The organism is Sinorhizobium sp. NG07B (genome assembly GCF_002532005.1).
GTDB lineage: Bacteria > Pseudomonadota > Alphaproteobacteria > Rhizobiales > Rhizobiaceae > Sinorhizobium > Sinorhizobium fredii_C.
In genome coordinates this window covers 292,851-315,293 of sequence record NZ_NWTD01000001.1, presented here as the reverse complement: position 1 = coordinate 315,293, position 22,443 = coordinate 292,851, and the positions used below count along the sequence as shown (strand labels likewise).

Sequence of the window (22,443 nt, the reverse complement as noted above, 5' to 3'; positions counted from 1 at the left end):
ATCCCGGTCCCAGGAGAGGCGTCAGGAGCGTCCCTTGGCGCGGAAAGCATCGAGGCGCACCGGGCGGTCCGGAAGCTCGATGCGGAACAGCGTGCCGGGCGTCGGCTTCTCGACGAGCGCGATCGTGCCGCCATGGGCGAGCACAAGCTCACGGGCGATCGCCAGGCCGAGCCCGGTGCCGCCGGAGCGCGCCGAGCCGCGGAAGGCCGCGAAGAGGTTCTCGCGTGCCTTGGCCGGCATGCCCGGGCCGGTATCCTCGATGGAGATCGTCACGACGCTGCCGGTCCGCACCGCCGAGACGGAGACCACCCTCGGGCGGCCGTTCTCCGGCTGGTGGTTCGTCAGTGCCTGGACGGCATTGCGGCAGATATTGTGGACGACGCGGAAAAGCTGCTCGCTGTCCGCATCGACTAGGATGTCGTCGCGGATCTGGACGTCGAATTCGATGCCGCTCTGGCGGTCAACGGCCAGGAGCTCGCCGACATCCTGGACGAGCGGGCGAAGCGCCACGAAGCGGCGATGCGGTTCGGCCTCCGCAGTCCGCCCGTAGGAGAGAACCTCCTGCGTATAGCCGACGGCGCGGTCGATGGTTCTGAGCAGCGTCGGCGCAAAGCGCTTGACGACGGGATCGTCGACATCGGCAAGCCGGTCCGAGATGAGCTGCGCCGAGGACAGGATGTTGCGCATGTCGTGGTTGATCTTCGACACCGCAAGGCCGAGCTCGGCGAGGCTCTTCTGCTGCTTCAAGGTCTTCTGCAACTCGCGCTGCATGCTGGCGAGGTGCTGACCGGCGACCGCCAGCTCGTCGCCGCCGTCGGGCGGCACGAGGACGCGTTCGGGGCTCGAAGGCTCGTCGGAGAACTCCTGCATGCTTGCCGTCAGGCGCTTTATCGGCACGATCAGCATGCGGTTGATGGCGAGGAAGATCAGCGCCGCGGTAATCAGCGAAATGACGATCGACAGCAGGAAGACGTTGCGCGAATAGACGAGCATGGCCTTGCGCAGGCTCGCATCCTTCATCACCAGCTCGATCGTCGCATCGCTCTCGCCGAGCGGCCCGTAGACGCGCATGATGCGGCTGCCGCCGAAAAGCAGCGTGTCGAACGCGTCGCGGATCGCCCCGAGGGCCGTGAAATTGGCGATGTCGTATTCGCGGTCGATCGCCGGCGGCATGTCGACGGTCGCGATCATCCGCGAGGCATCCTTGCGGCGGATGACGATCGCCTTGGTGCCGGTGGCCATCAGGGTCTCGCGCTGTACGGCGCGCGGCAGCTCGATGTTCTGCAGCCCGTCGACGACGACGGCGGCGGCGGCCACGGTGTTCAGCCGGTCCTCGAGCCAGCGGATGCGCATGTTGGCGACGGAGGGCACGAAGATCAGCACCTCCGCCAACATGACGAAGGCGATCGTCAGCAAGAGGAGCTTGCCGGAGAGTCCGCGCAGAAATCCGACGGCCGCTCGCGGCGGCGCACTCTCGTTGGCCGGACGTGCGTCTTCTACCATCACCAGTGACTATTCCCTGCCCTCAGCCGAAACGCCGCAGGATGCGGATCGCGGAGCGAACGAAGCGATTTCGCGCCAGTGGAGAATAATAGGAGATCGCCGCCTGTTTTCCAATCTCGGAAAGGGTGGGATAGGGCGCGACATAGTCGCGAAAATTCTTGAGTGTCAGCCGGTTGGCAATGGCGAAAGCCCAAAGGTTGATCATCTCGCCCGCACCGGCGCCGGCGATCCCGGCGCCGAGAATGCGCCCGCCGCGGCCGGCCACGACCTTGACCATCCCCCGGCCCAGGCCGTCCGTTCGGGCCCGGTCGTTTCCTGCCAGGTCCCAACGGACCACGTCAATCGCGCTAAAGCTTGCGCGCGCCTCCTCCTCAGTCGGTCCAACCTGGGCAATTTCCGGGTCCGTGAAGGTGACCCGGGGAACGATGTCCCGGATTTCGTGCGCCGGCAGTCGAAAGAGGATTTGCTGCAGGACGAGCCGGGCATGATAGTTCGCGGCATGTGTGAATTGCAGGCCGCCGGCCGCGTCGCCGATCACATAGACGCGGCGGTTGCTGGTGCGCAGGTCAGCGCCGACGAAAATCCGCTGCGCATCGTGGCGGATCCCGGCCGCACCAAGGTTCAGGGCCGCATGATTCGCGGTGCGGCCCGCGGCGAGCAGCAGATCGCTGCCATCGATGTCGAAGGCGGCATTTTCGCCCACGCAATGCAGCCGGATCCCCTTGCCATCGCGCTCGACCGAGCGAATGTCGGTCCTCTCGTGCAGCACTGCGCCTTCAGCGCGGACAGCATCGAGCACGATCGCCTTCAGTTCCGGGTCCTCCCTCGACAAGGCGTCCGCCCTTTCGACGACCGTGATGCTGGCTCCCAATCGGCAATGGGCCTGCGCCATCTCGAGACCGAACGGCCCGGCGCCAATGATGACGAGATGGCGCGGCAGAGGGGTGAAGTCGAACAGCGATTCGTTGGTCAGGAACGGCGTCTCCGCCAGGCCGGCGATCGGCGGAATGGCGGGCGAGGAGCCCGTGGCGATGACGAAGCGCCGGGCGCGGATGAGATGATCGCCGGCGGCGACGGTTCGGCCGTCGACGAAGCGGGCCGGCTCCTGGATGACCTCTACGCCAAGGCCGGAGAAGCGCTCGACCGAATCATGCGGCGCGATGCCCTCGATCACCGAGCGGATGCGCGCCTGCAGCCTTTCGCCGTCGATGAAGGGCTCCGCCGACAGGAGGCCAAATTCGCCGGCCTGGCGCATCGCCTGCGCCCGTCTTGCCGCCGCGATCAGCGCCTTCGAGGGCACGCAGCCGTAGTTCAGGCAGTCGCCACCCATCTTGCCCTGTTCGACGAGAACGACCGGAACGCCGAAGGCGGCCGCACCGGCGGCAAGCGACAGGCCGGCCGCCCCGCCCCCGATCACGCAGATGTCCGGATTAAGAAGCTTCCCCACGCCGCCCGCCTTCCCGCCATCAGCCTTGTCGACGTGACTTTATTAGCCTGTAGGCCAGAGGCAATGCCGCAAAAAGGGCCAGCGCGAGAAGGGCGAGCGAAATTTCCTTGGTGGCGAAATCCGAAAGCGACAGCGCGTGGCCGCTCTCGCCGGCGCGGGCGATCACGTCATCGAGTTCGCAGCCCAGCCACGCATAGGCAAAGGTAGCCGGAACGATGCCGATGAGGGTGGCGGAAACGAAGGTGCGCAGCTTCACGTCGAAGAAGGCCGGCGCGATATTGACGATGAAGAAGGGAAAGATCGGCGCCAGCCGCAAGACCAGCAGGTAGAGGAATGCATTGCGCCGGAATCCTCCCGCGAGGCGCTCCAGAAAGCGTCCGGCACGCCGGCGCAAGAGATCGGCGAGGACGCCGCGCGCCGCGAGGAACAGGAGGCTCGAGCCCAAGGTAGCGGCAAGAACAGTGATCGCGCCGCCGAGGAAGGGGCCGAACAGAAAGCCGGCGGCCATCGTCAGCACCGACGCCGCGGGGATTGAGAAGACCACCGCCGCGACATAGAGGACGAAGAAGGCGAGGCCCGAGCGAAGCGGATAGGCGTCGACATGGAGGCTCAGCGCCTCCTGATGACGGACGAGCGCCGACAGCGAAACATAGTTCTGCAGCCCGAGGGCGTAGGCGGCCACTCCGCCCGCAAACAACAGCGCCAGCAGCACGACCCGCCAGCGCGACGACCGGCCCCCTCCAAAAACATCGTCCTTCCGGCCCGGCGACACTCTCAGGGCCGCTCCTTCTTCCGCCCTGTTGCTGACATCCTGGCTCATGAACTTTGCTTTCGACGAGACTTGCTCCTGACTTAAAAGGACTCCGAGCCGCGGACCAGTAAAGAATGGTCGCGCCCTCAAACGTCACTGTGAAAGGGCGGCGATGACAACTCACTTTGCCGTGAGACGAAAAGAGCCCGCGGCCGGCGGCCGGCGGCTCCTTGAGATCGCTCGGGTCTGCCGTGCCGACGCTTACAGCGCCCGCGTCTTTTCAGACGCGCAAAAGACGCTGTAACACTTGAACATCGTGCTTTCCGAAAATCGCCTCCGATTTTCGGGCCGATGCGCTAGAACTCTTCCCATTCGCTGCGGGCCGCGGCGGCCGAACCGGCGCCGAAGGCGCGGGCGACCGTTCCGATCATGCGGCGGGCGGGCGAAGCGACCGGGCGACTCGTCTCCCTGGCCGGGCTGGCTGCACGCGCCGGCTCGCGCTCGACCTTGAAATAGGTGATGAGCGTGGCGAGACCGTTCGCTTCGGCGGAAAGCTTGTGCGTCGCCGCATTCGCCTCCTCGACCATTGCGGCGTTGCGTTGCGTCACCTGATCCATCTGGTTGACGGCGGTACTCACCTCGCCGAGCCCTGTCGACTGCTCGCGTGCGGCGGTGGCGATCGAATGGATGTGATCGTTGATCTTCAGCACCCGCGTCTCGATCTCACCGAGCGCGGCGCCGGTCGCCTGCACCAGCTTGACGCCGGTCGCCACCTCGCTGCCGGATTTCGAAATGAGCGCCTTGATGTCCTTGGCGGCGCTGGCGGCGCGTTGGGCGAGTTCGCGGACCTCCTGCGCGACGACCGCGAAACCCTTGCCGGCGTCCCCCGCCCGGGCCGCCTCGACGCCCGCATTCAGCGCCAGCAGGTTCGTCTGGAAGGCGATCTCGTCGATGACGTTGGTGATCTGGCCGATCTCACTCGAAGCCTGCTCGATGCGCCCCATTGCCTCGATGGCATTGCGGACAACCGAGGCGGATTCGGCGGCGTTTTCCTTCGCCTCGGTCACCATGACGGTGGCCTCATGCGCCCGCTCGGTGGAACTCTTCACCGCCGCGGTGATCTCGTCGAGGGCGGCGGAGGTCTCCTCCAGCGCGGCCGCCTGCTGCTCGGTCCGCTTCGACAGGTCGTCGGCTGCCGAGCGCAACTCGGACGCGTTGCCGTTGATCGAATCCGTCGCCGAACGCACCTCGCGCATGGTCTTCTGCAGGGTCGAGAACGTCTCGTTGACATTCTTCTGCAGTTCGGCGAAGGCACCCTGGAAGCGGCCGTCCATGCTTTGCGTCAGGTCGCCGGCGGCAAGGCTCGCGATCACCCGACGCGTTTCGGCGATGCCGCTGTCGACGCTGCCGACGAGCTCGTTGACGCTGGCGGCGAAGCGGTTCAGATCGTCGTTGTCGTAATCCTTGCCGATGCGCTGGGCGAAGTCGCCGGCGGCCGCGGCCGCAACGACGATGCCGATGCTCGACTGGAGGTCGGCGCTCTTTTCGCGCAGCGCCGCTTCCTGGGCATTCAACTCGCGCACGGCGAGCCCGTTCTGCTTGAAGACTTCGACGGCCGCCGCCATGTCGCCGATCTCGTCCTTGCGCCCGGCAAAGGGCACATCGACCAAGAGGTCGCCGCTGGCCAGCAGCTTCATCCGGCCGGTCAAGTCGACGATCGGCCGGCTGAGATGATTGGTGCCGATATAGAAGGCCGCACCTATGCCGGCAGCCATGCCGAGGCCGGCCATGCCGAGGAGGACGAGAACGACGGCGTCTTCGAAGGCGGCGATCTCATCGTTGATGGCTTGAAGCGACTCACGGTCGGCGTCGACGACGACGTCGATCTCCGCCTGGAAAGCCTTGCGGTTGGCGCGGTTCGCCTCGTTGTTACCCTGCTCGTTGGCGGCCTGCGGCGAGACCTCCCGGCCGAGCCGCGCGGTTTCGGTGCGGAACGTCTTGAATTCCTCGGCCCGTTTGGCGACCGCATCGAAGGCCGGCAGCCTGTCGGCCGGAACCAGCGGCCGCCAATCCTTCAGCAGCGCGTCGATCTTGTCGAGGTTCTTGAGGATGCCTTCGGCGAAAGGGGTTGCCTTCTCGATCGTCGGTGCGGCGTAGACGCCGCGCGACTCCATCACCACGGCCGTGACCAGGCGATTGAGCCGCTCGCCCTTGAAGCTCCGTTCGGACGCGTTCTGGAGTTGCTGAAGCTCGTCGTTGTATCTGGATACGATCATCAACGACATGCCGGTGATGGCGATCGCCAGCAGGCCCATGATGCCGACGATCAGGTAGATCTTTCCGCGAATTCTCATTTCCTGCTCTCCTCGCCGCCGCCACTCACGCCTAGCGAGCATGGGCACGCGGTATACACGTTTCAGTAAATTCTAAAATACCGGAGGTTAACAAAGACCTCAGCATTTCATGAAATGTGCCGGAACGAGGCGTCTCCCCGATCGATATCGCCTTCTGCTCGGCTTTGCGCGGGGGAAAAGTGGCGGGAATTGACTTTACCGGACATTTGTCCTTATAAGCCGCGCACGTCCGGTCAAGCCGCGCGAAAGCGGAGCCATGCCCGGTAACGTAAACGCTCTTGCAAATTGCAAACCCAAGAAGGGCCGCACACCGCGGTATTAAATAAATGAAGCGTACCTACCAACCGTCCAAGCTTGTTCGCAAGCGCCGTCACGGCTTCCGTGCACGCATGTCCACCAAGGGTGGCCAGAAGGTCCTCGCAGCCCGCCGGGCTCGAGGCCGCAAGCGTCTTTCGGCCTGAGCCGAAGCTGCCCGAAAGCATTGTTTGGGCACATGACGTCAGAAAAAGACAAGACCACTGTCGGACGGCTGAAAAGCCGTCCGCAGTTTTTGGCGGTCAGGGCGGGAGAAGCCCGAAAAGGGCCGCACTTCCTCCTTGAAGTGCTTGACCGGGACGATCCGGAAGGCGAGGCCCGCGTCGGCTTCACCGTCACCAAAAAACACGGCAGTGCCGTCGAGCGAAACCGCATGCGCCGACGCCTTAAAGAAGCCGTGCGGCTGTCCGCCGGGTTTGCAATGAAACCCGGACACGACTATGTGATTGTCGCCCGACGCGATCTCCTGAATGCACCTTTTGACGCATTGACCCGGGCGCTCAAGGATCGCATCGAAAACAAGCCGAAACCGAAACGGCCGCCGGCCGGTTCCAGGAAACCATGATGGAAAACAACCGCAATTATTTCGTGGCGATAGCGCTCTCGGTGCTGATCCTCGTCGCTTGGCAGTTCTTCTATGTCAATCCACGGATGGAAAAGGAGCGGATCGCTGCGGAAAATGCCCAGCAGACGCAGCACGCGCAGCCCCAGCAGGGCGGCGAGCCCGCCGCGCCCGGCCAGGCACTGCCGGGCGGCGCGGTCCCCGGCGAAAGCCGCGATCAGGCGGTCGCCAAGTCTGCACGCGTGGCGATCGACACGCCGGCGCTTTCCGGCTCCATCAACCTGACCGGCGCCCGTTTCGACGACCTGAAGCTCAAGGGGTACCGCGAGACAGTCGACCCGAAGAGCCCGGTCATCACCCTTTTCAGTCCGGCAGAAACCGCCGACGGCTATTTCACCGAGATCGGCTATATCGGCAGCGACGCGACCGGCTCGGTGCCGGGCCCGCAGACAGTGTGGACGCTCTCGGGCGGCGACAAGCTGACGCCGGCAACGCCCGTCACGCTCACCTACACCAACGACAAGGGCATCACCTTCGCGAGGACCATCTCGGTCGACGATCGCTATATGTTCCAGGTCGTCGACAGCATCAAGAACGCGGGCTCCGCGCCGGCCTCGCTTTCCTCCTACGGCCGGGTGACGCGCTTCAACAAGCCGACGACTCCGAGCATCTACGTGCTGCACGAGGGCTTCATCGGGGTCGCCGGCGAAAACGGCCTACAGGAAGTGGGCTATTCGAAGGTCGAGGACGACCAGCCGGTCGAACCGGGCAAATCGACCGGCGGCTGGCTCGGCATCACCGACAAGTACTGGGCTGCGACGATCGTGCCGCCGCAGCAGACGCCCTTCGACATCCGCTTCTCTCACTTCGCCGATGGCCGCCCGCGTTACCAGAGCGATTACAAGAGCGATGCGATCACCGTCGCCCCGGGGCAGGCCGCGGAGGTCAAGAACCTTGTCTTCGCCGGCGCCAAGGAAGTACCGGTCGTCGACAATTATGAAGTGGCCTACGCGATTCCCAATTTCGACAAGCTGATCGACTGGGGCTGGTTCTACTTCATCACCAAGCCGATGTTCAAAATGATGGACTTCTTTTTCCGTCTGTTCGGCAATTTCGGCATCGCGATCCTGATCACCACGATCGTCGTCAAGCTGATCTTCTTCCCGCTCGCCAACAAGCAATATGCCTCAATGGCGAACATGAAGAAGGTCCAGCCGAAGATGGAGGAACTGAAGAAGAAGTTCGGCGACGACCGCATGGGGCTGCAGCAGGCGATGATGCAGCTCTACAAGGATGAGAAGATCAACCCGCTGGCGGGCTGCTGGCCGATCCTCATCCAGATTCCGGTGTTCTTCGCGCTCTACAAGGTGATCTACGTCACCATCGAGATGCGTCACGCGCCGTTCTTCGGCTGGATCAGGGATCTCTCCGCCCCCGATCCGACGACGATCGTCAATCTCTTCGGCCTGCTTCCCTTCGACGGGCCGGCCTTCCTGCATCTCGGCATCTGGCCGATCGTCATGGGCATCACGATGTTCCTGCAGATGCGCATGAACCCGACGCCGCCGGATCCGACCCAGGCGATGCTGTTCACCTGGATGCCGCTGGTCTTCACCTTCATGCTGGCGTCCTTCCCGGCGGGTCTGGTGATCTACTGGGCCTGGAACAACACCCTGTCGATCCTTCAGCAGGGAATCATCATGAAGCGCCAGGGCGTGAAGATCGAGCTCTTCGACAACCTGAAGGGGATGTTCGCCAAGAAACCCAAACCGGCGGAATAGCCGGCACTTCGCTCCCCTGCGCCAGTTTGCGGCCCCGGATCACAAAGACCCGGGGCTTTCTCATTTCCCGTGAGAGGAACCGCCGCGGCGGCCGAAGGTGCGGCTGCGCTTGACAAGCGGGGCCAAAAGCCCGATGCCGGCCCGGCAAAGAGGAAGGTCAGGACATGTCCGGGAAGAACAATCAGAACGCCTCGAGTGTCTTCGGCCGGCCATGGATCTTCATCCGCGGCGTGCCGGCGATGAAATTCCTGCCGCCCGAGGGCCCGGTCGAGATCGCCTTTGCCGGACGTTCCAATGTCGGCAAGTCCTCTCTGATCAATGCGCTCGTCGGACACAAAGGGCTCGCCCGCACCTCCAACACGCCAGGCCGCACCCAGGAACTCAACTATTTCGTGCCCGACGGCTATTCCGGCGAGGCCGATGATCTGCCGCCGATGGCGCTCGTCGACATGCCCGGCTACGGCTACGCCCAGGCGCCGAAGGAGCAGGTCGATGCCTGGACGAAACTCGTCTTCGACTATCTGCGCGGCCGCTCGACGCTGAAACGCGTCTACCTGCTGATCGACGCACGCCACGGCATCAAGAAGAACGACGAGGAAGTGCTGTCGCTCCTCGACAAGGCGGCGGTCTCCTACCAGATCGTGCTGACCAAGGCCGACAAGATCAAGGCCGCCGGCGTACCGCGGCTGGTCGCCGAAACGCTCGAGAAAATCAAGAAGCGGCCGGCCGCCTATCCCGAGGTGTTGTCGACCTCGTCGGAGAAGGGCGCCGGGATCGAAGATCTGCGCACGGCGATCGAGCAGGCCGTCCTGCGCTAAAACCGTCATGCGCGGCACCGGTCGCCGGTGCCGCCAAAGACATCTGCCGCAACTCACTACCCGGCGACTTCGGCCGCTCTATCTCCTCGCTGGCGACGACAGGTGCTCGTCGCCTCACGGTCAGAGGAGAGAGAGATGTCCGACTTGATTGTCATTGGTTTCGACACGCCGGAGGAGGCCGACCGGGTCCTCCTGAAGCTCCACAGCCTGAAGAAGGAATATCTGATCGATCTCGAAGACGCGGTCGTCGTGGTGCGCGACGCCGAAGGCAAGGTGCATTTGAAGCAGAGCCTCAATCTCACCACCGTCGGTGCCGCCTCGGGTCTTCTGTCAGGCTCGCTCTGGGGTGGACTTGTCGGCTTGCTTTTCCTGAACCCGCTCGCCGGCTTTGCCATCGGCGGCGCGCTCGGCGCAGGCGCCGGAGCCCTCTCCGGTTCACTTGCCGACTACGGCATCGACGACGAATTCATCAAGTCGCTCGGCAGCACGATCCCGAACAATTCGTCGGCCCTTTTCATCCTAGTGCGCAAGGTGCAGCCCGAGAAGGTTCTGGCCGAACTCTCGGGGCTTCGCGGCCGCGTATTGAAGACTTCGCTCTCGCCGGAGCAGGAGCAGAAACTGCAGGCCGCCCTCTCCGAGGCACAGACGCCGTCGCCGCAGGCGGGGAGCTTTTAACTCTTCAGTTGATGAAGAAACCCCCACTCCCAGCCGCGGCGTGTGCGCGTCCAATTGGACGCGCGGCGCTGGAGAAGGTTGCGGCAGCCGGATGAAGGTCTAAAAGCATTGCCGGCATGTCTCGCGAGGTCAGCGATAGCCGGCAGTGCCGCGGGCGAGGAATGGGCCGCTCGGCAAGCCGGTCGGTGAACCGCCGCGCGGCTCGAGGCTGACGGCAAGCGTCGAGCCTTCGGTTATCTTCGTCCGCATGGCAGGAGGAACCCGGAACTCGCCTTCGCCGGACTGCGGCAACACTCCGAGGGAGATCGCCGGGTCGCTGCCCCGCAGCAGCCAGAACTCGAGGGATCTTTCGCCGTCACCGCCTGCCGCGACCGGCGTCAGGCGCAATCGCCCGGAGCCGACATCGAAGGTTGCGACGAAACCGATCGCATTGCCCTCGCCCGAAAGCTCGGCCAGCAACGGCCGACCGCCCGATCCGCCGCCGAACAGCCCCGCCAAAGAGACCATCAGGACCGCGACGGCGGCCAGCGAGGCAAAGGCGAGGCTGCGCCAGAACGACAAGGAATCCCACAATCCGATGGAATCGTCGGCCCCCGCCTGAGCCTCGAACGCCCGGTGCTCGGCGGTAGGCAAGGCGCGCGCCTGCGCGATCGTTTCATAGGCCGTATCGAAAGTGGCGAGATTGTTGCGCCAGCGGAGAACCATTGCCGCAAAATCCCTGTCCGTCGCCATGCGCGCTTCGACCTTGCGGCGGTCCTCGGCGGACAGGACGCCCAACACGTATTCCCCGGCGATCACCTCATCGCGGCGAGAATCCCCGCTCTCGGGCTTCTGCGTGGTCATCGTTCCATGTTCTCTCACATTCGAGAGATTGCACCGTAGCAGGATCGGTCAAATCACAAATCTCGTCAATCGTGCAGGCGGCCGGTTTTTCGCCATGGACCGGCGCCAATCTTCGGCGACTTGTGTTGCCTGGATCATTCCATCAGCGGGCAACATGCGCTAGATAGCAGCCGGTATATTTCGAGGGTCGCCATGTCCGCATCAGAAAGTGAAATCCAGGCACGCCTGCTGGCTCAGGCCCTGCCCTACATGCAGCGCTACGAGAACAAGACGATCGTCGTCAAATATGGCGGCCATGCCATGGGCAATCCCGAGCTCGGGCGCGCCTTCGCCAGCGACATCGCGCTTCTGAAGCAGTCCGGCGTCAACCCGATCGTCGTCCACGGTGGCGGCCCGCAGATCGGCGCCATGCTCAACAAGATGGGCATCGAATCGAAGTTCGAGGGCGGCCTGCGCGTCACCGACGAGAAAACCGTCGAGATCGTCGAAATGGTGCTCGCCGGTTCGATCAACAAGGAGATCGTCGCGCTCATCAACCAGACCGGCGAATGGGCGATCGGCCTTTGCGGCAAGGACGGCAACATGGTCTTTGCGGAAAAGGCGCGCAAGACCATCAAGGACCCGGATTCCAATATCGAACGCGTCCTCGATCTCGGCTTCGTCGGCGAAGTGGTCGAAGTGGACCGCACGCTCCTCGATCTGCTGGCGCGCTCGGAAATGATCCCGGTGATCGCGCCGGTGGCCCCCGGCCGTGACGGCCATACCTACAACATCAACGCCGACACCTTCGCAGGCGCGATTGCCGGCGCGCTCAACGCGACGCGCCTCCTGTTCCTGACCGACGTTCCGGGGGTTCTCGACAAGCAGGGCAATCTCATCAAGGAGCTTTCGGTCGCCCAGGCGCACGCGCTGATCGCCGACGGCACGATTTCCGGCGGCATGATCCCCAAGGTCGAGACCTGCATGGAGGCGATCAAGTCCGGCGTCCAGGGCGTCGTCATCCTCAACGGCAAGACCGCTCATTCCGTGCTCTTGGAGATCTTCACCGAACGCGGCGCCGGCACGCTGATCGTGCCGTAAGGCGGCCGACTCGCGAGAATTGCCCCTCTCCTCGGGTTTAACCCGGGTTTAACCCGAGGACCAACCCCCTCCCCGCGCGCGGAGAGAGGGAACTGAGGCGGCGCGGCATACCCCTTCGCCCCGCTTGTGGCGAGAAGGTCGCGGCAGCGGGATGAGGGGCAGTTCCCTCTTACGAGCGCTTCCGCCCCGACCTACTTCCTAGGGCCCTCATACACCTTCTCCGCCTCGCCGCGCAGCCAGGCGATCATTGCCCGGTAGGGAAACGGTCCGTAGCTGACCCGAGCGACGCCCGCGGCGGCAAGAGTGGCGAGGTCCGGCGCGCCGGGCCGCATCATCACGTTCACCGGCAGCGGCGACGCAGCGCAAAGCTTGCCGATCAGGTCGACATCGACGAGCCACGGCGCGAAGAAGCCGCTCGCCCCCGCTTCGGCATAGGCCTTGGCACGGGTGATCGCACCCTCCAGCAAACCTGCATGGCGCGTCGTATCGTTTTCCTGCAGGAACAGGTCGGTGCGGGCGTTGATGAAGAGCGGCACGTTCTGGCGCTCCGCCATGTCGCGGATCGCCCGGATGCGGGCCGCCTGCTTGTCGATCGGATGAACCCCGCCCTTGCCGACGATCTGGTCCTCGAAATTGATGCCGATTGCACCGGCATCGATCAGTTGCGCCACATTGGCGGCACCCTGGGCCGGGTCTTCCGAATAGGCGCCTTCGAAATCGACCGACAGCGGCAGGTCGGTCGCCGCGACGATCTCGCGGGCGATCTCGACCAGCAATTGCAGCGGGATCTTCTGCCCGTCGCCGAAACCATGCGCGGCCGCCACCGACCAGCTCCCCGTGGCCAGCGCCTTGGCGCCGGCCTCGGCCACGCAATGGGCACTGCCCGCATCCCAGATATTGTAAAGAACGATCGGATCGCCCTTGCGGTGCAGCGCCTGAAAGGCACGCGCCCTTTCCTCCTGGTTCATCGCATCTCCTCCGTAAACAGTCCGACAGGTCTCATCTTTCCTTCATGCCGAAGCAGCCACTGCTTTCGCTCGAGGCCGCCACCGTATCCCGTCAGCGATCCGTCCGCGCCGACGCAGCGATGGCATGGGACAACGATCGCGATGCAGTTGGCGCCGTTGGCTCTCGCCACGGCCCGCACAGTCTCAATGGTAGCGACTTCCCGGGCAATGTCGCTATAGGATCGCGTCTCGCCGATCGGGATTTGCATGAGCCTCGCCCATACCTGCCGCTCGAAGGCGCTGCCGTCGAGAGCGAGCGGCGTCAGAAACTCACCGGACAGTCCGGCGAAATAGGCCTTGAGTTCCGTCTCGATCTGCTCGATGGGCGGCGTCCTGCCCGGCACGACGGCCGACCGCGCCGTTCGCTTCAGCCTCTCCATCTCGGCGGGCAAAGCCTTGCGATCGTGGAACTCGAGCAAGTGCAGGTGCGTTTGGTCGGCGACCGCTACCATCGGCCCGAGCGGCGTGTCGATCCAATCGGCAAAGAGCAGTTCACGGCCCTGCGCCTTCGCCGGCGCCTCGCCGATCAGCCGCGCGAAGGCAGCGCGAAAACCGCTTGGCGACTCGTAGCCCGCATCGACCTGCGCCGCGATGACGCTCGCCCCGGCGGAAAGCTGCCGCGCAGCCTCCCCCATGCGCCGCTGGCGGGCGAGGTCGAGAAAGGTCACGCCGAGGCTTCGCTTGAACGTGCGGCGGACGGTCGACGGATCGAGACCGCGCCGCACGAGGTCGTCCTCGGTCCAGCGACGGTCCGGATGCCGATCGAGGAGCTTCAGCAGTTGTTCGACGAGCGGCTCCTTGCCGGCAGCCTCCTCCAGCGGCCGGCATCGCTCGCAGGGCCTGAAACCCGAATTGACGCAGGCCGCGATGCTGTCGAAAAACAGGGTGTTCTCCCGCTTCGGCTTGCGGGCCGGGCAGGAAAGCCGGCAGAAGATGCCAGTGCTCTTCACGCAGGCGAAGGCCTGGCCCTCATAGTCGGAACTGCGGGCCAGCAGCGCGTCGTAAAGGATGTCGTCGTTCGGCAAATCGAAAAGCATGCCCGCGTTGTAGCACCCTATGATTGAATCTTCCGCCGAAATTCGGGCGCTTATTCTACATCGGAATGCGCCGACTAGAGCACGAGCAGCATCACGACGCCGAGCACGATCAGCAGGCAACCGACGAGTTCGAGCCTGTTGATCCATTCGCGGAAGACGAAGAAGGACGAGGCGAAGGTGAACAGCATCTCGACCTGCGCCACCACCTTGACGATCGCCGCCTGCTGCAGCGTCATCGCCATGAACCAGCCGAAGGACGCCGAGGCGCCGACGAAGCCGACGATGAAGGCGGGCTTCCAGGCCGCGCCGATCCGCGTCAACTCGTCAGGCTCGCGGGCGACGATCCAAAGGAGCATGACGACGGTCTGCAGCAGGATGACGAAACCGAGCGTGAAGCTCGCCTGCATCATATAGTCCGGCGCCGGCAGGCTGGGCGCCAGCGCCAGCGAGGCCGAACGATAGGACACCGCCGAGAGCCCGAAGAACGTGCCGGAGAGCAGGCCGATCGCCGCGGTCGGGCTGAAGACCGAGGTCAGCAGCGACCGGGCGCTGAGCGTCGTGCGGGCAACGGAGATCAGCATGACCCCGACCACCGAGATGGCGATCGCCACCAGCGTCCCCTGGCTTGCCTTTTCGCCGAGAAAGATCAGCCCAAAGAGCGCCGCCTGGGCCGGCTCGGTGCGGGAATAAGCGGTGCCGACCGCGAAGTTGCGGAAGGAGAAGAGGTGAACGAGCAGGAATGTCGCGGCGATCTGCGCCAAACCGCCGATGATTGCCCAGATAAAGAAGGAGCCGTTCGGCACCGGCAGAGGGTGGCCCGAAACGCGCCAGAGCAGGAGGAGATAGAGGAGCGCGAAGGGCAGTCCGAAGCCGAAGCGCACGAAGGTGGCGCCGGTCGTGCCCATGGCGCCCTTCAGGTGCTTCTGCATGGAGGAGCGGATATTCTGCAGAAAGGCCGCGCCGATGGTGATGAGAACCCAGGTTTCCATGGTTGCGAGCTAGCACGCAGGTCAGGACATTGCCAAGAACTCCGTGGAGCTACGGTGTTTCGGTCCGCTTTTCCTGGACCTCCGCCAGATCGATGGCGTGACCGAATACGAGCGGCGGCCCGTCCTCCTCGAATGTCTTCACGCGCTGGTCGTAGCTCGGCGAGATCGTGCCCAGCACACGATCCCAGAACGAGAAATAGTTGCCGTAGTTGTAACGGAACCCCGAATGATGCTGGTCATGGAACGTCGTGGACAACAAAGGGGACGGATAACGCGTCGTCGATGAGGCGAAATACTCGAAGCCACAGTGCCCGAACATGCCGTTGAAATGCTCGAACAGTCTTTGTCCGATGAGAATCGCCGGCGGAAACGGAATGACGAAAACGATGACGGCTGAAAAGCCCTGCAGTAGAAAATTGTCTAAGACATCCTCCGAATAGGTGCTCCAGATCGTTGGTGCGACACTTTTGTGATGGAGTGCGTGCAGGGGATAGAGCCACTTGGTGTGCAGCAGCCGGTGCATGAAATAGAACCAGGTATCGTAGAGGAACATGCACAGGACAAAGAGCGGCACCGCCGTCCACCAACTGAAGGCCCAAGGCGCCGGCGCGCAGCCCTTTTGCTGGGCGTAGAGGCCGATCGTCAGCGGCAGGCAGGAGCTGAACATCGACGCCAGGCTCTGGCGGATTTCCGCCTTGCGGCGCTTGTCGGAACCGCGCCCCTTCTGAATCTTCCGCTCAGGATTGCGGTCGTTGACCCAGGTCAGGCCGTAGCCGAGGGCGAAATAGGTAACGACCGTCGTGGCGTAGAATCCGAACAGAAACATGAGATAGAACAGTTCGTCCGACATCAGCACCTGCATCCCCCGAGCGAAAGCTGCGCCGGGCGGAAGATGCCATGCCTCTTTGACAATTCAAAGTAGAAATGTTCACGGCAGCAGGCGGGCCTCTGAGGCGGGGGACGCATTTTCTCGTTTGCCGCCGCCCATACCCATGTCATAACCCGCTCATGAAAAAGCTCGACCGCCTGCCGACCTACGCCGAATTCGCCCATGTCACCGAGTGGGTCTTCGATCTCGACAACACGCTCTACCCGCATCACGTCAATCTCTTCGCGCAGATCGACCGCAACATGACGGCCTATGTGGCCGAACTCCTGTCGCTCGAGCCCTCGGAGGCAAAGAAGCTGCAGAAGGAATATTACCGCGATCACGGCACGACCCTGCAGGGCCTGATGCTCCATCACGGCATCGATCCGAACGATTTTCTCGAACGGGCGCATGCGATCGACTACAGCGTGGTGCCGGCAAATCCCGATCTCGGCGAGGCGATCAAGGCACTCCCCGGCCGGAAGTTCATCTTCACCAATGGCAGCGTCGCCCATGCGCAGATGACGGCCCGCGCGCTCGGCATTCTCGACCATTTCGACGACATTTTCGACATCGTCGCCGCCGGCTACCTGCCGAAGCCGGCCGGCGATACCTACGACAAGTTCATGAGCCTGCACCGCGTCGACACGCAGCATGCAGCAATGTTCGAGGACCTGCCGCGCAACCTGCTGGTCCCGAAGGCCCTCGGCATGACGACCATCCTGCTGGTGCCGCGCAATCTCGAATATGAGTTCGCGGAAGCCTGGGAGACCTCGAGCGACGCCGACGAGCAGATCGATTACGTCACCGAGGATCTCGCCGGCTTCCTGCGCCGCGTGGTGGCGGCGGACTAAACGCCCGCCCGAACCCTACCGCCTGCCCGACGCCATAGGCACGGCGTGGGGATCCACCGACTCGTAGAAGCGGGCAATGATCTGCCACGCCTCTTCGGCGGTTTCCACGAAATGCAAGAGGTCGATATCGTTTGGGGCGATCGTGCCGAATTCGGCGAGCGCCTCGAAATTGATGATCGAGCGCCAGAACTTCTCGCCGAACAGAACGAGCGGCACGAGTGCCAGGCGACCGGTCTGCATCAGCGTCATGGTCTCGAACAGCTCATCGAGCGTGCCGAAGCCGCCCGGGAAGACCGCCACCGCCTTGGCGCGGAGCAGGAAATGCATCTTGCGAATGGCGAAATAGTGAAAGTTGAAGGACAGCTCCGGCGTGACGTAGCTGTTCGGCGCCTGCTCGTGCGGCAGGACGATATTGAGGCCGATCGACGGTGCGCCGACATCCGCGGCACCGCGGTTTCCGGCCTCCATGACGCCGGGACCCCCGCCGGTCACGATCACATATTCCTTGTGGCCGAGCTTGGCGGACTGCTCGGAACAAAGCCGCGCGAACTTGCGCGCCTCGTCGTAATAGACCGAAGCGGCTTCCAGGTTCTTGCGCTGCGTCTCGTTCTTGGCCGCCCAGGCTTCGCCGCCCGGTTCCGGAATGCGCGCGCCGCCGAACATGACGACGGTCGAGTTGATGCCGCGTTCCTCGAGCATCATCTCCGTCTTCAGAAGCTCGAGCTGCAGGCGCACGGGCCTCAGTTCCTCGCGGCACAGGAAATCGTCGTCGATATAGGCTAGCCGATAGGTCGGAGAGGCCGATTGGGGCGTCAGCGGAACGGTCGAGGCGCGCTGCCTGCTTTGCGAGCTGTCTGCCAGCGGATCCCAAACCCCGCCCTTGCCGCGCAAACTGCGCTTCTTCATGCGTCCCATATGTCCTCGTCCCGTCGTGTTCCGAACAGCCGGCACCTCGTCCGGACATGTTCTTTCATGCTTTTCAGCCATAAGTGCGTCTCTCTGCCGGAAACGGGCAGGCTTGCCAAGTCCCTCGTTCGGAGAGCGGGCCGAAAAGCCCTTCAACTTTTCGGACCCGGGCGCCGCAAGGATGCACTTTTTTCGGGCGTGAATGGGGGCTGCCGCCCTCTGAATTGCCCGCCAAATCCCTCCTTTAATCGGTTCCGATTCGAGGGATTATGCAGTAGAGCTTGCTGGACAACGCGAACATAAGGAAATCCGATGACGAACCACGACCTCGCCTCCCTGTCGCAGACGATCGAGACCGCCTTCGATGATCGCGAGGCCGTCAGCACAAGCACGCGCGGGCCGATACGCGACGCCGTAGAGGCGGCACTGAACCTGCTCGACGGCGGCAAGGTGCGCGTCGCCGAACGCGGCGCCGACGGGATCTGGACCGTCAACCAGTGGCTCAAGAAGGCCGTGCTGCTCTCCTTCCGGCTGAACCCCATGGAGCTCGTCAAGGGCGGACCGGGCGAGTCGGTCTGGTGGGACAAGGTGCCGTCCAAATTCGACGGCTGGAGCGTCAACGAGTTCGAGAAGGCCGGCTTCCGAGCCGTGCCGAACTGCGTCGTGCGGCGTTCCGCCTATATCGCCCCCAATGCAGTCCTGATGCCCTCCTTCGTCAATCTCGGCGCCTATGTCGGCGAGGGAACGATGGTCGACACCTGGGCAACCGTCGGCTCCTGCGCGCAGATCGGCAAGAACGTGCATCTTTCCGGCGGCGTCGGTATCGGCGGCGTGCTCGAACCGATGCAGGCCGGGCCGACGATCATCGAGGACAATTGCTTCATCGGCGCCCGCTCCGAGGTCGTCGAGGGCTGCATCGTCCGCGAGGGCTCGGTCCTCGGCATGGGCGTCTTTATCGGCAAGTCGACGAAGATCGTCGACCGCGCCACCGGCGAAGTCATGTATGGCGAAGTGCCGCCTTATTCCGTCGTCGTCGCCGGCTCGATGCCGTCCGGCTCGACCATGGCCAACGGCCAGCCGGCGCCGAACCTCTACTGCGCCGTCATCGTCAAGCGGGTCGACGAGAAGACCCGGTCAAAGACCGGCATCAACGAACTGCTCCGGGATTGATCATGGCCGAGGAGGGGCGGCAGCCGAGCATGACCTGGCTGTTCTTCAGCCCCTCCGGCCGGATCGGCCGCCTGCCCTTCTTTCTCTCCTGGCTTTTCTGGTTCGTCGTCGGCGGCATCATCCTGATGCAGATGCTGAAATACGAGGACCAGGACGCGGCGCTGGCGCTCTGGACGCTGGCTGTGATCGGCTCCGGCATCGCCTCGACCATTTCGATCGCCATGCTGGCGATCAAGCGGCTGCACGATATCGGCTATCCGGGCCCGCTCGCGCTCTGCCTGTTCATCCCGGTATTGAGCCCCATCGTCTTCATCGCACTCTGTCTCTGGCCCGGCGCGCCAGGCGCCAACGAGTTCGGCGGGCGCCGCAACGGCCCCGCGCGTTGACCATCCGGCCCTGTACATTCCCTCTCCCAACGCGTATGTAGCCCCGCAAATGAACAGGGCCGCGACGTTGGCCGCGGCTATCGACGCCTGAGGACGACCCGAGTTATGGTCCGCTCGTCTTCGGCGCGACGACCGAAATCCGAAAGACAGGACATGACAGAGTTCGAAGGGATCGCGCCCTCGATCGCCGCGGCATTGGCGAAACGCGGCTACAACACGCTGACACCGGTTCAGGAGGCGATGCGCGACCCGGCGCTCGACGGCGCCGACGCGCTGGTTTCCGCTCAGACCGGCTCCGGCAAGACCGTTGCCTTCGGCTTGGCGCTGGCGCCGACGCTGCTCGGAACGGCAAGGCAATTCGGCACTCCGGAGGCGCCGCTGGCGCTTGTCATCGCGCCGACGCGCGAGCTGGCCCTGCAGGTCAAGCGCGAGCTTGAATGGCTCTACGAGATTGCCGGGGCGACGATCGCGTCCTGTGTCGGCGGCATGGACATCCGCAGCGAACGACGCGCGCTCGAACGCGGCGCCCACATCGTCGTCGGCACGCCGGGCCGGCTCTGCGACCATATCCGCCGCGACTCGCTCGACATCTCGGCGCTGCGCGCCGTGGTGCTCGACGAGGCGGACGAGATGCTCGATCTCGGCTTCCGCGAGGATCTGGAATTCATTCTCGAGGCGTCGCCGCCCGAACGCCGCACGCTGATGTTCTCGGCGACCGTGCCGCGCTCGATCGCCACGCTTGCCAAGAACTACCAGCGCGACGCGGTGCGGATCGGGGTTGCATCCGAGCAAAAGCAGCACGGCGATATCGAATACCGGTCGCTTCTCGTCGCTCCGAGCGATCGGGAGAACGCCATCATAAACGTGCTGCGCTACTACGAAGCCCGCAACGCGATCGTCTTCTGCTCGACCCGCGCTGCGGTCAACCACCTGACGGCCCGCTTCAACAATCGCGGCTTCTCGGTGGTCGCGCTCTCGGGCGAACTCAGCCAGAACGAGCGCACCCACGCGCTTCAGGCGATGCGCGACGGCCGTGCCCGGGTCTGCATCGCCACCGACGTCGCCGCCCGTGGAATCGACCTGCCGGGCCTCGAGCTCGTCATCCATGCGGATCTGCCGACCAATTCCGAGACGCTTCTGCACCGCAGCGGCCGCACCGGTCGGGCGGGCCAGAAGGGCGTCAGCGCATTGATCGTACCGGTCAATCAGCGGCGGAAAGCGGAGCGGCTCCTGGATGGCGCCCGCATCACCGCCGCCTGGGCGAAGCCGCCGTCGGCAGAAGACGTGACAAGCCGCGACGACGAGCGTCTGATTGCCGACGCGGCCTTCGACGAGGCGCTGCGCGACGACGAGCAAGCGATCGTCGAGGCGCTGATCGCGCGCCATGGCGCCGAAAAGCTGGCCGCCGCCTTCGTGCGGCAGTTCCGCTCGCGGCACTCCGCCCCCGAGGAGCTCTCCGAGGTCTCGCTTGCGGACGATCGGAAGAAAAGCCGCCGCGACGGTCCGGCTTTCACCGGCGACGAGGGCCCCGCGCCGCGCGCGGACTTCACAGACGGCCAGTGGTTCTCGCTCTCCGTCGGGCGCAAGCAGAACGCCGAACCGCGCTGGCTCATCCCGATGCTCTGCCGCCATGGCAAGCTCAGCAAGCGCGACATCGGCGCAATCCGCATGCAGCCGGAGGAAACCCATGTCGAGCTGACTGCCGAGGGCGCCGAGCGCTTCCTCTCCGCAATCGGCCCAAACCGGACACTGGAAAAGGGCATTCGCGTCAAGTCGCTGCCGGGCGCCCCGGACGGCTCGCGGCGGCGCGACGACAAGCAAGAATTCGCGAAAAAGCGGCCGCGGCCGGCAGAGGCTCAGCCGGAGCGTGGCCACAACGACTTTCAGCCGAAACGCAAGTACGAGAAGAAGCCGCCCGTCAGCCAGGACGCGCATCCGGAGAGGCGCGACGAAAAGGCCTGGAGCAAGAAGAAGGGGAAGCCTGACGCGAGAAAGGCGGCCGGCGACTTCAAGCCGAAAGCCAAGCGCAACAACGCCAAGAGCCGGCAAGCCTGACTTCGCATTCTCGGGTTACGCGCCGTCGAGCTGCGATTGCGCGACCACTTTCACAACCCAGTCGGCGAAGACGCGCAGCCGGCTGCTCAAATGCCGGTTCGGCGGATAGACCAGATAGATCGGCATCGGGTCGACCTGCCAATCGGCGAGCACCGGGACCATGGTGCCGGCGCGGAGATCGTCGCGCACCATGAACTGCGGCGCCTGGATGACGCCCATCCCCGCCCGCGCGGCCGCGACATAGGTCGTCGCCTCGTTCGCTGCGACTGTATAGCGGCAATTGACCTCGATTTCCTCGCTGCCGCGCCGGAAGTGGAAGGGCATCTGCTGACCGGTGGTGGGCCGGAAATAGCCGACGGCATAGCAGTTCTTCTCGAGGTCGGAGGGATGCTGCGGCGCCGGGTGCCTTTCGAGGAAATCCGGCGTGGCGCAGGTGATGAACTTCATCTCCGTGATGCGTCGGGCGATCAGCGACTGGTCCGTCAGCGCACCGCCACGGATCGCACAATCGACGTTCTCGGCCAGATAATCGACGTTGCGGTCGGACACGCCGAGATCGATCTGGATATCGGGGTACTTGCGGTGAAACTCAGGGAGCGCCGGAATGATGATCAGATTGGCGAAGGCGCTCGCGGTTTCGACGCGCAGCCGGCCCTTCGGCAGGCTCTGGGCACTCGACAGGCTGCCATCCAGTTCGTCAATGTCGGAGAGCAGGCGCGCGGCGCGTTCGTAGTAGAGCGCACCGTCCGGCGTTACCAGAACCCGCCGGGTCGTGCGATTGAGAAGCTTGGTGCGAAGATGCGCCTCCAGGCCTTGAATGAGATTGGTGACGGTCGCCTTCGGCATGTTGAGCGAGGCGGAGGCCCGGGTGAAATTGCCGGTCTCCACCACTCGAAGGAACACGCGCATGGCCGTAAGCTGGTCCATTTTCAATAGCCAATTGTTCGAAATACCGAATAGTGTAATCAACACCCACGGACTATTCCAGAAGAAAGACAATGTTAGGATGTGACCGTCGCGGGTTGTCCCTCATCTAGGGATT

21 protein-coding genes are annotated in these 22,443 nt (G+C 64.1%); 10 read left to right on the top strand and 11 right to left on the bottom strand.

What is annotated here, in order from left to right:
• Positions 1-21 precede the first annotated feature (21 nt).
• From CO664_RS01575 to CO664_RS01560, 4 genes are all read right to left on the bottom strand, one after another.
• Entirely contained in the window at positions 22-1,503 is a 1,482-nt protein-coding gene (locus CO664_RS01575; protein ID WP_097537769.1) for a HAMP domain-containing sensor histidine kinase, read from the bottom strand.
• Positions 1,504-1,525: 22 nt separating this feature from the next.
• The gene (locus CO664_RS01570; protein WP_097537768.1) at positions 1,526-2,950 is read right to left on the bottom strand and encodes an FAD-dependent oxidoreductase; all 1,425 of its coding nucleotides are present in this window, start codon (positions 2,948-2,950) and stop codon (positions 1,526-1,528) included.
• Between the two features lie 19 nt (positions 2,951-2,969).
• Positions 2,970-3,770 carry a TVP38/TMEM64 family protein gene (locus tag CO664_RS01565; protein WP_097537767.1) on the bottom strand — a complete coding sequence of 267 codons (801 nt, stop codon included), beginning with the start codon at positions 3,768-3,770 and terminating at the stop codon, positions 2,970-2,972.
• Between the two features lie 287 nt (positions 3,771-4,057).
• Positions 4,058-6,055: a methyl-accepting chemotaxis protein gene (locus CO664_RS01560; RefSeq protein ID WP_097537766.1), complete on the bottom strand. Its 1,998-nt coding sequence runs from the start codon at positions 6,053-6,055 to the stop codon at positions 4,058-4,060.
• Positions 6,056-6,381: 326 nt separating this feature from the next.
• Between CO664_RS01560 and rpmH the strand changes: the two genes are divergently transcribed.
• The 5 genes from rpmH to CO664_RS01535 all read left to right on the top strand — a co-directional run bounded on the left by rpmH (position 6,382) and on the right by CO664_RS01535 (position 10,206).
• Complete coding sequence (rpmH, locus tag CO664_RS01555; RefSeq protein ID WP_012706673.1) at positions 6,382-6,516, top strand: 50S ribosomal protein L34; 135 nt, start codon at positions 6,382-6,384, stop codon at positions 6,514-6,516.
• A 20-nt stretch (positions 6,517-6,536) separates the two neighbouring features.
• On the top strand, positions 6,537-6,935 hold the full coding sequence (rnpA, locus tag CO664_RS01550) for a ribonuclease P protein component (protein WP_176536473.1): 399 nt from the start codon (positions 6,537-6,539) through the stop codon (positions 6,933-6,935).
• Entirely contained in the window at positions 6,935-8,713 is a 1,779-nt protein-coding gene (gene yidC / locus CO664_RS01545; RefSeq protein ID WP_172900160.1) for a membrane protein insertase YidC, read from the top strand. Before rnpA ends, yidC begins: the two co-directional genes overlap by 1 nt.
• Before the next feature lie 164 nt (positions 8,714-8,877).
• Positions 8,878-9,531, top strand: coding sequence for a ribosome biogenesis GTP-binding protein YihA/YsxC (yihA, locus tag CO664_RS01540; RefSeq protein WP_037420653.1), 654 nt, complete (start codon positions 8,878-8,880; stop codon positions 9,529-9,531).
• Positions 9,532-9,666: 135 nt separating this feature from the next.
• The gene (locus CO664_RS01535) at positions 9,667-10,206 is read left to right on the top strand and encodes a DUF1269 domain-containing protein (protein ID WP_037420656.1); all 540 of its coding nucleotides are present in this window, start codon (positions 9,667-9,669) and stop codon (positions 10,204-10,206) included.
• Between the two features lie 129 nt (positions 10,207-10,335).
• On the opposite strand, the gene CO664_RS01530 is transcribed toward CO664_RS01535, so the two are convergent.
• The gene (locus tag CO664_RS01530; protein WP_037420659.1) at positions 10,336-11,049 is read right to left on the bottom strand and encodes an anti-sigma factor; all 714 of its coding nucleotides are present in this window, start codon (positions 11,047-11,049) and stop codon (positions 10,336-10,338) included.
• A 192-nt stretch (positions 11,050-11,241) separates the two neighbouring features.
• Between CO664_RS01530 and argB the strand changes: the two genes are divergently transcribed.
• The gene (gene argB / locus CO664_RS01525) at positions 11,242-12,129 is read left to right on the top strand and encodes an acetylglutamate kinase (RefSeq protein ID WP_097537764.1); all 888 of its coding nucleotides are present in this window, start codon (positions 11,242-11,244) and stop codon (positions 12,127-12,129) included.
• A gap of 191 nt (positions 12,130-12,320) precedes the next feature.
• Here argB and CO664_RS01520 read toward each other — a convergent pair whose 3' ends face one another.
• From CO664_RS01520 to CO664_RS01505, 4 genes are all read right to left on the bottom strand, one after another.
• A complete protein-coding gene (locus CO664_RS01520; protein WP_097537763.1) occupies positions 12,321-13,097 on the bottom strand; it encodes an isocitrate lyase/phosphoenolpyruvate mutase family protein in 777 nt (258 codons plus the stop codon).
• A complete protein-coding gene (locus CO664_RS01515; protein WP_097537762.1) occupies positions 13,094-14,173 on the bottom strand; it encodes a trifunctional transcriptional activator/DNA repair protein Ada/methylated-DNA--[protein]-cysteine S-methyltransferase in 1,080 nt (359 codons plus the stop codon). The genes CO664_RS01520 and CO664_RS01515 overlap by 4 nt, the downstream gene beginning before the upstream one ends.
• Positions 14,174-14,247: 74 nt before the next feature.
• Positions 14,248-15,162, bottom strand: a complete 915-nt coding sequence (locus tag CO664_RS01510; protein ID WP_037420672.1) for an EamA family transporter — start codon at positions 15,160-15,162, stop codon at positions 14,248-14,250.
• Between the two features lie 49 nt (positions 15,163-15,211).
• Positions 15,212-16,012: a sterol desaturase family protein gene (locus CO664_RS01505; protein WP_176536472.1), complete on the bottom strand. Its 801-nt coding sequence runs from the start codon at positions 16,010-16,012 to the stop codon at positions 15,212-15,214.
• 158 nt (positions 16,013-16,170) lie between these two features.
• Between CO664_RS01505 and CO664_RS01500 the strand changes: the two genes are divergently transcribed.
• Positions 16,171-16,884 (top strand): pyrimidine 5'-nucleotidase, encoded by a 714-nt coding sequence (locus CO664_RS01500; protein WP_097537760.1) that lies wholly within the window; start codon positions 16,171-16,173, stop codon positions 16,882-16,884.
• A gap of 15 nt (positions 16,885-16,899) precedes the next feature.
• Here the strand turns inward: CO664_RS01500 and CO664_RS01495 are convergent, their stop codons facing one another.
• Positions 16,900-17,799 carry an LOG family protein gene (locus tag CO664_RS01495; RefSeq protein ID WP_037378215.1) on the bottom strand — a complete coding sequence of 300 codons (900 nt, stop codon included), beginning with the start codon at positions 17,797-17,799 and terminating at the stop codon, positions 16,900-16,902.
• Between the two features lie 303 nt (positions 17,800-18,102).
• Here CO664_RS01495 and dapD point away from each other — a divergent pair, with 303 nt between their 5' ends.
• The 3 genes from dapD (at position 18,103) to CO664_RS01480 (ending at position 21,401) form a co-directional block, all read left to right on the top strand.
• Positions 18,103-18,960 (top strand): 2,3,4,5-tetrahydropyridine-2,6-dicarboxylate N-succinyltransferase, encoded by an 858-nt coding sequence (gene dapD, locus CO664_RS01490; RefSeq protein ID WP_037420677.1) that lies wholly within the window; start codon positions 18,103-18,105, stop codon positions 18,958-18,960.
• A gap of 2 nt (positions 18,961-18,962) precedes the next feature.
• Positions 18,963-19,346, top strand: a complete 384-nt coding sequence (locus CO664_RS01485; protein ID WP_037420680.1) for a DUF805 domain-containing protein — start codon at positions 18,963-18,965, stop codon at positions 19,344-19,346.
• 153 nt (positions 19,347-19,499) lie between these two features.
• Positions 19,500-21,401, top strand: coding sequence for a DEAD/DEAH box helicase (locus tag CO664_RS01480; RefSeq protein ID WP_097537759.1), 1,902 nt, complete (start codon positions 19,500-19,502; stop codon positions 21,399-21,401).
• 15 nt (positions 21,402-21,416) lie between these two features.
• On the opposite strand, the gene CO664_RS01475 is transcribed toward CO664_RS01480, so the two are convergent.
• Positions 21,417-22,328, bottom strand: a complete 912-nt coding sequence (locus tag CO664_RS01475; protein WP_037420686.1) for a LysR family transcriptional regulator — start codon at positions 22,326-22,328, stop codon at positions 21,417-21,419.
• Positions 22,329-22,443 lie beyond the last annotated feature (115 nt).

Coding starts and splice junctions, on each gene's coding strand:
- CO664_RS01485 (WP_037420680.1), top strand. CDS start 18,963: ATGGCCGAGGAGGGGCGGCAGCCGAGCATGACCTGGCTGTTCTTCAGC.
- CO664_RS01575 (WP_097537769.1), bottom strand. CDS start 1,503: ATGGTAGAAGACGCACGTCCGGCCAACGAGAGTGCGCCGCCGCGAGCG.
- yihA (WP_037420653.1), top strand. CDS start 8,878: ATGTCCGGGAAGAACAATCAGAACGCCTCGAGTGTCTTCGGCCGGCCA.
- CO664_RS01565 (WP_097537767.1), bottom strand. CDS start 3,770: ATGAGCCAGGATGTCAGCAACAGGGCGGAAGAAGGAGCGGCCCTGAGA.
- CO664_RS01510 (WP_037420672.1), bottom strand. CDS start 15,162: ATGGAAACCTGGGTTCTCATCACCATCGGCGCGGCCTTTCTGCAGAAT.
- CO664_RS01495 (WP_037378215.1), bottom strand. CDS start 17,799: ATGGGACGCATGAAGAAGCGCAGTTTGCGCGGCAAGGGCGGGGTTTGG.
- CO664_RS01560 (WP_097537766.1), bottom strand. CDS start 6,055: ATGAGAATTCGCGGAAAGATCTACCTGATCGTCGGCATCATGGGCCTG.
- CO664_RS01500 (WP_097537760.1), top strand. CDS start 16,171: ATGAAAAAGCTCGACCGCCTGCCGACCTACGCCGAATTCGCCCATGTC.
- CO664_RS01535 (WP_037420656.1), top strand. CDS start 9,667: ATGTCCGACTTGATTGTCATTGGTTTCGACACGCCGGAGGAGGCCGAC.
- dapD (WP_037420677.1), top strand. CDS start 18,103: ATGACGAACCACGACCTCGCCTCCCTGTCGCAGACGATCGAGACCGCC.
- CO664_RS01520 (WP_097537763.1), bottom strand. CDS start 13,097: ATGAACCAGGAGGAAAGGGCGCGTGCCTTTCAGGCGCTGCACCGCAAG.
- yidC (WP_172900160.1), top strand. CDS start 6,935: ATGGAAAACAACCGCAATTATTTCGTGGCGATAGCGCTCTCGGTGCTG.
- argB (WP_097537764.1), top strand. CDS start 11,242: ATGTCCGCATCAGAAAGTGAAATCCAGGCACGCCTGCTGGCTCAGGCC.
- CO664_RS01530 (WP_037420659.1), bottom strand. CDS start 11,049: ATGACCACGCAGAAGCCCGAGAGCGGGGATTCTCGCCGCGATGAGGTG.
- CO664_RS01475 (WP_037420686.1), bottom strand. CDS start 22,328: ATGGACCAGCTTACGGCCATGCGCGTGTTCCTTCGAGTGGTGGAGACC.
- CO664_RS01480 (WP_097537759.1), top strand. CDS start 19,500: ATGACAGAGTTCGAAGGGATCGCGCCCTCGATCGCCGCGGCATTGGCG.
- CO664_RS01515 (WP_097537762.1), bottom strand. CDS start 14,173: ATGCTTTTCGATTTGCCGAACGACGACATCCTTTACGACGCGCTGCTG.
- rpmH (WP_012706673.1), top strand. CDS start 6,382: ATGAAGCGTACCTACCAACCGTCCAAGCTTGTTCGCAAGCGCCGTCAC.
- CO664_RS01505 (WP_176536472.1), bottom strand. CDS start 16,012: ATGTCGGACGAACTGTTCTATCTCATGTTTCTGTTCGGATTCTACGCC.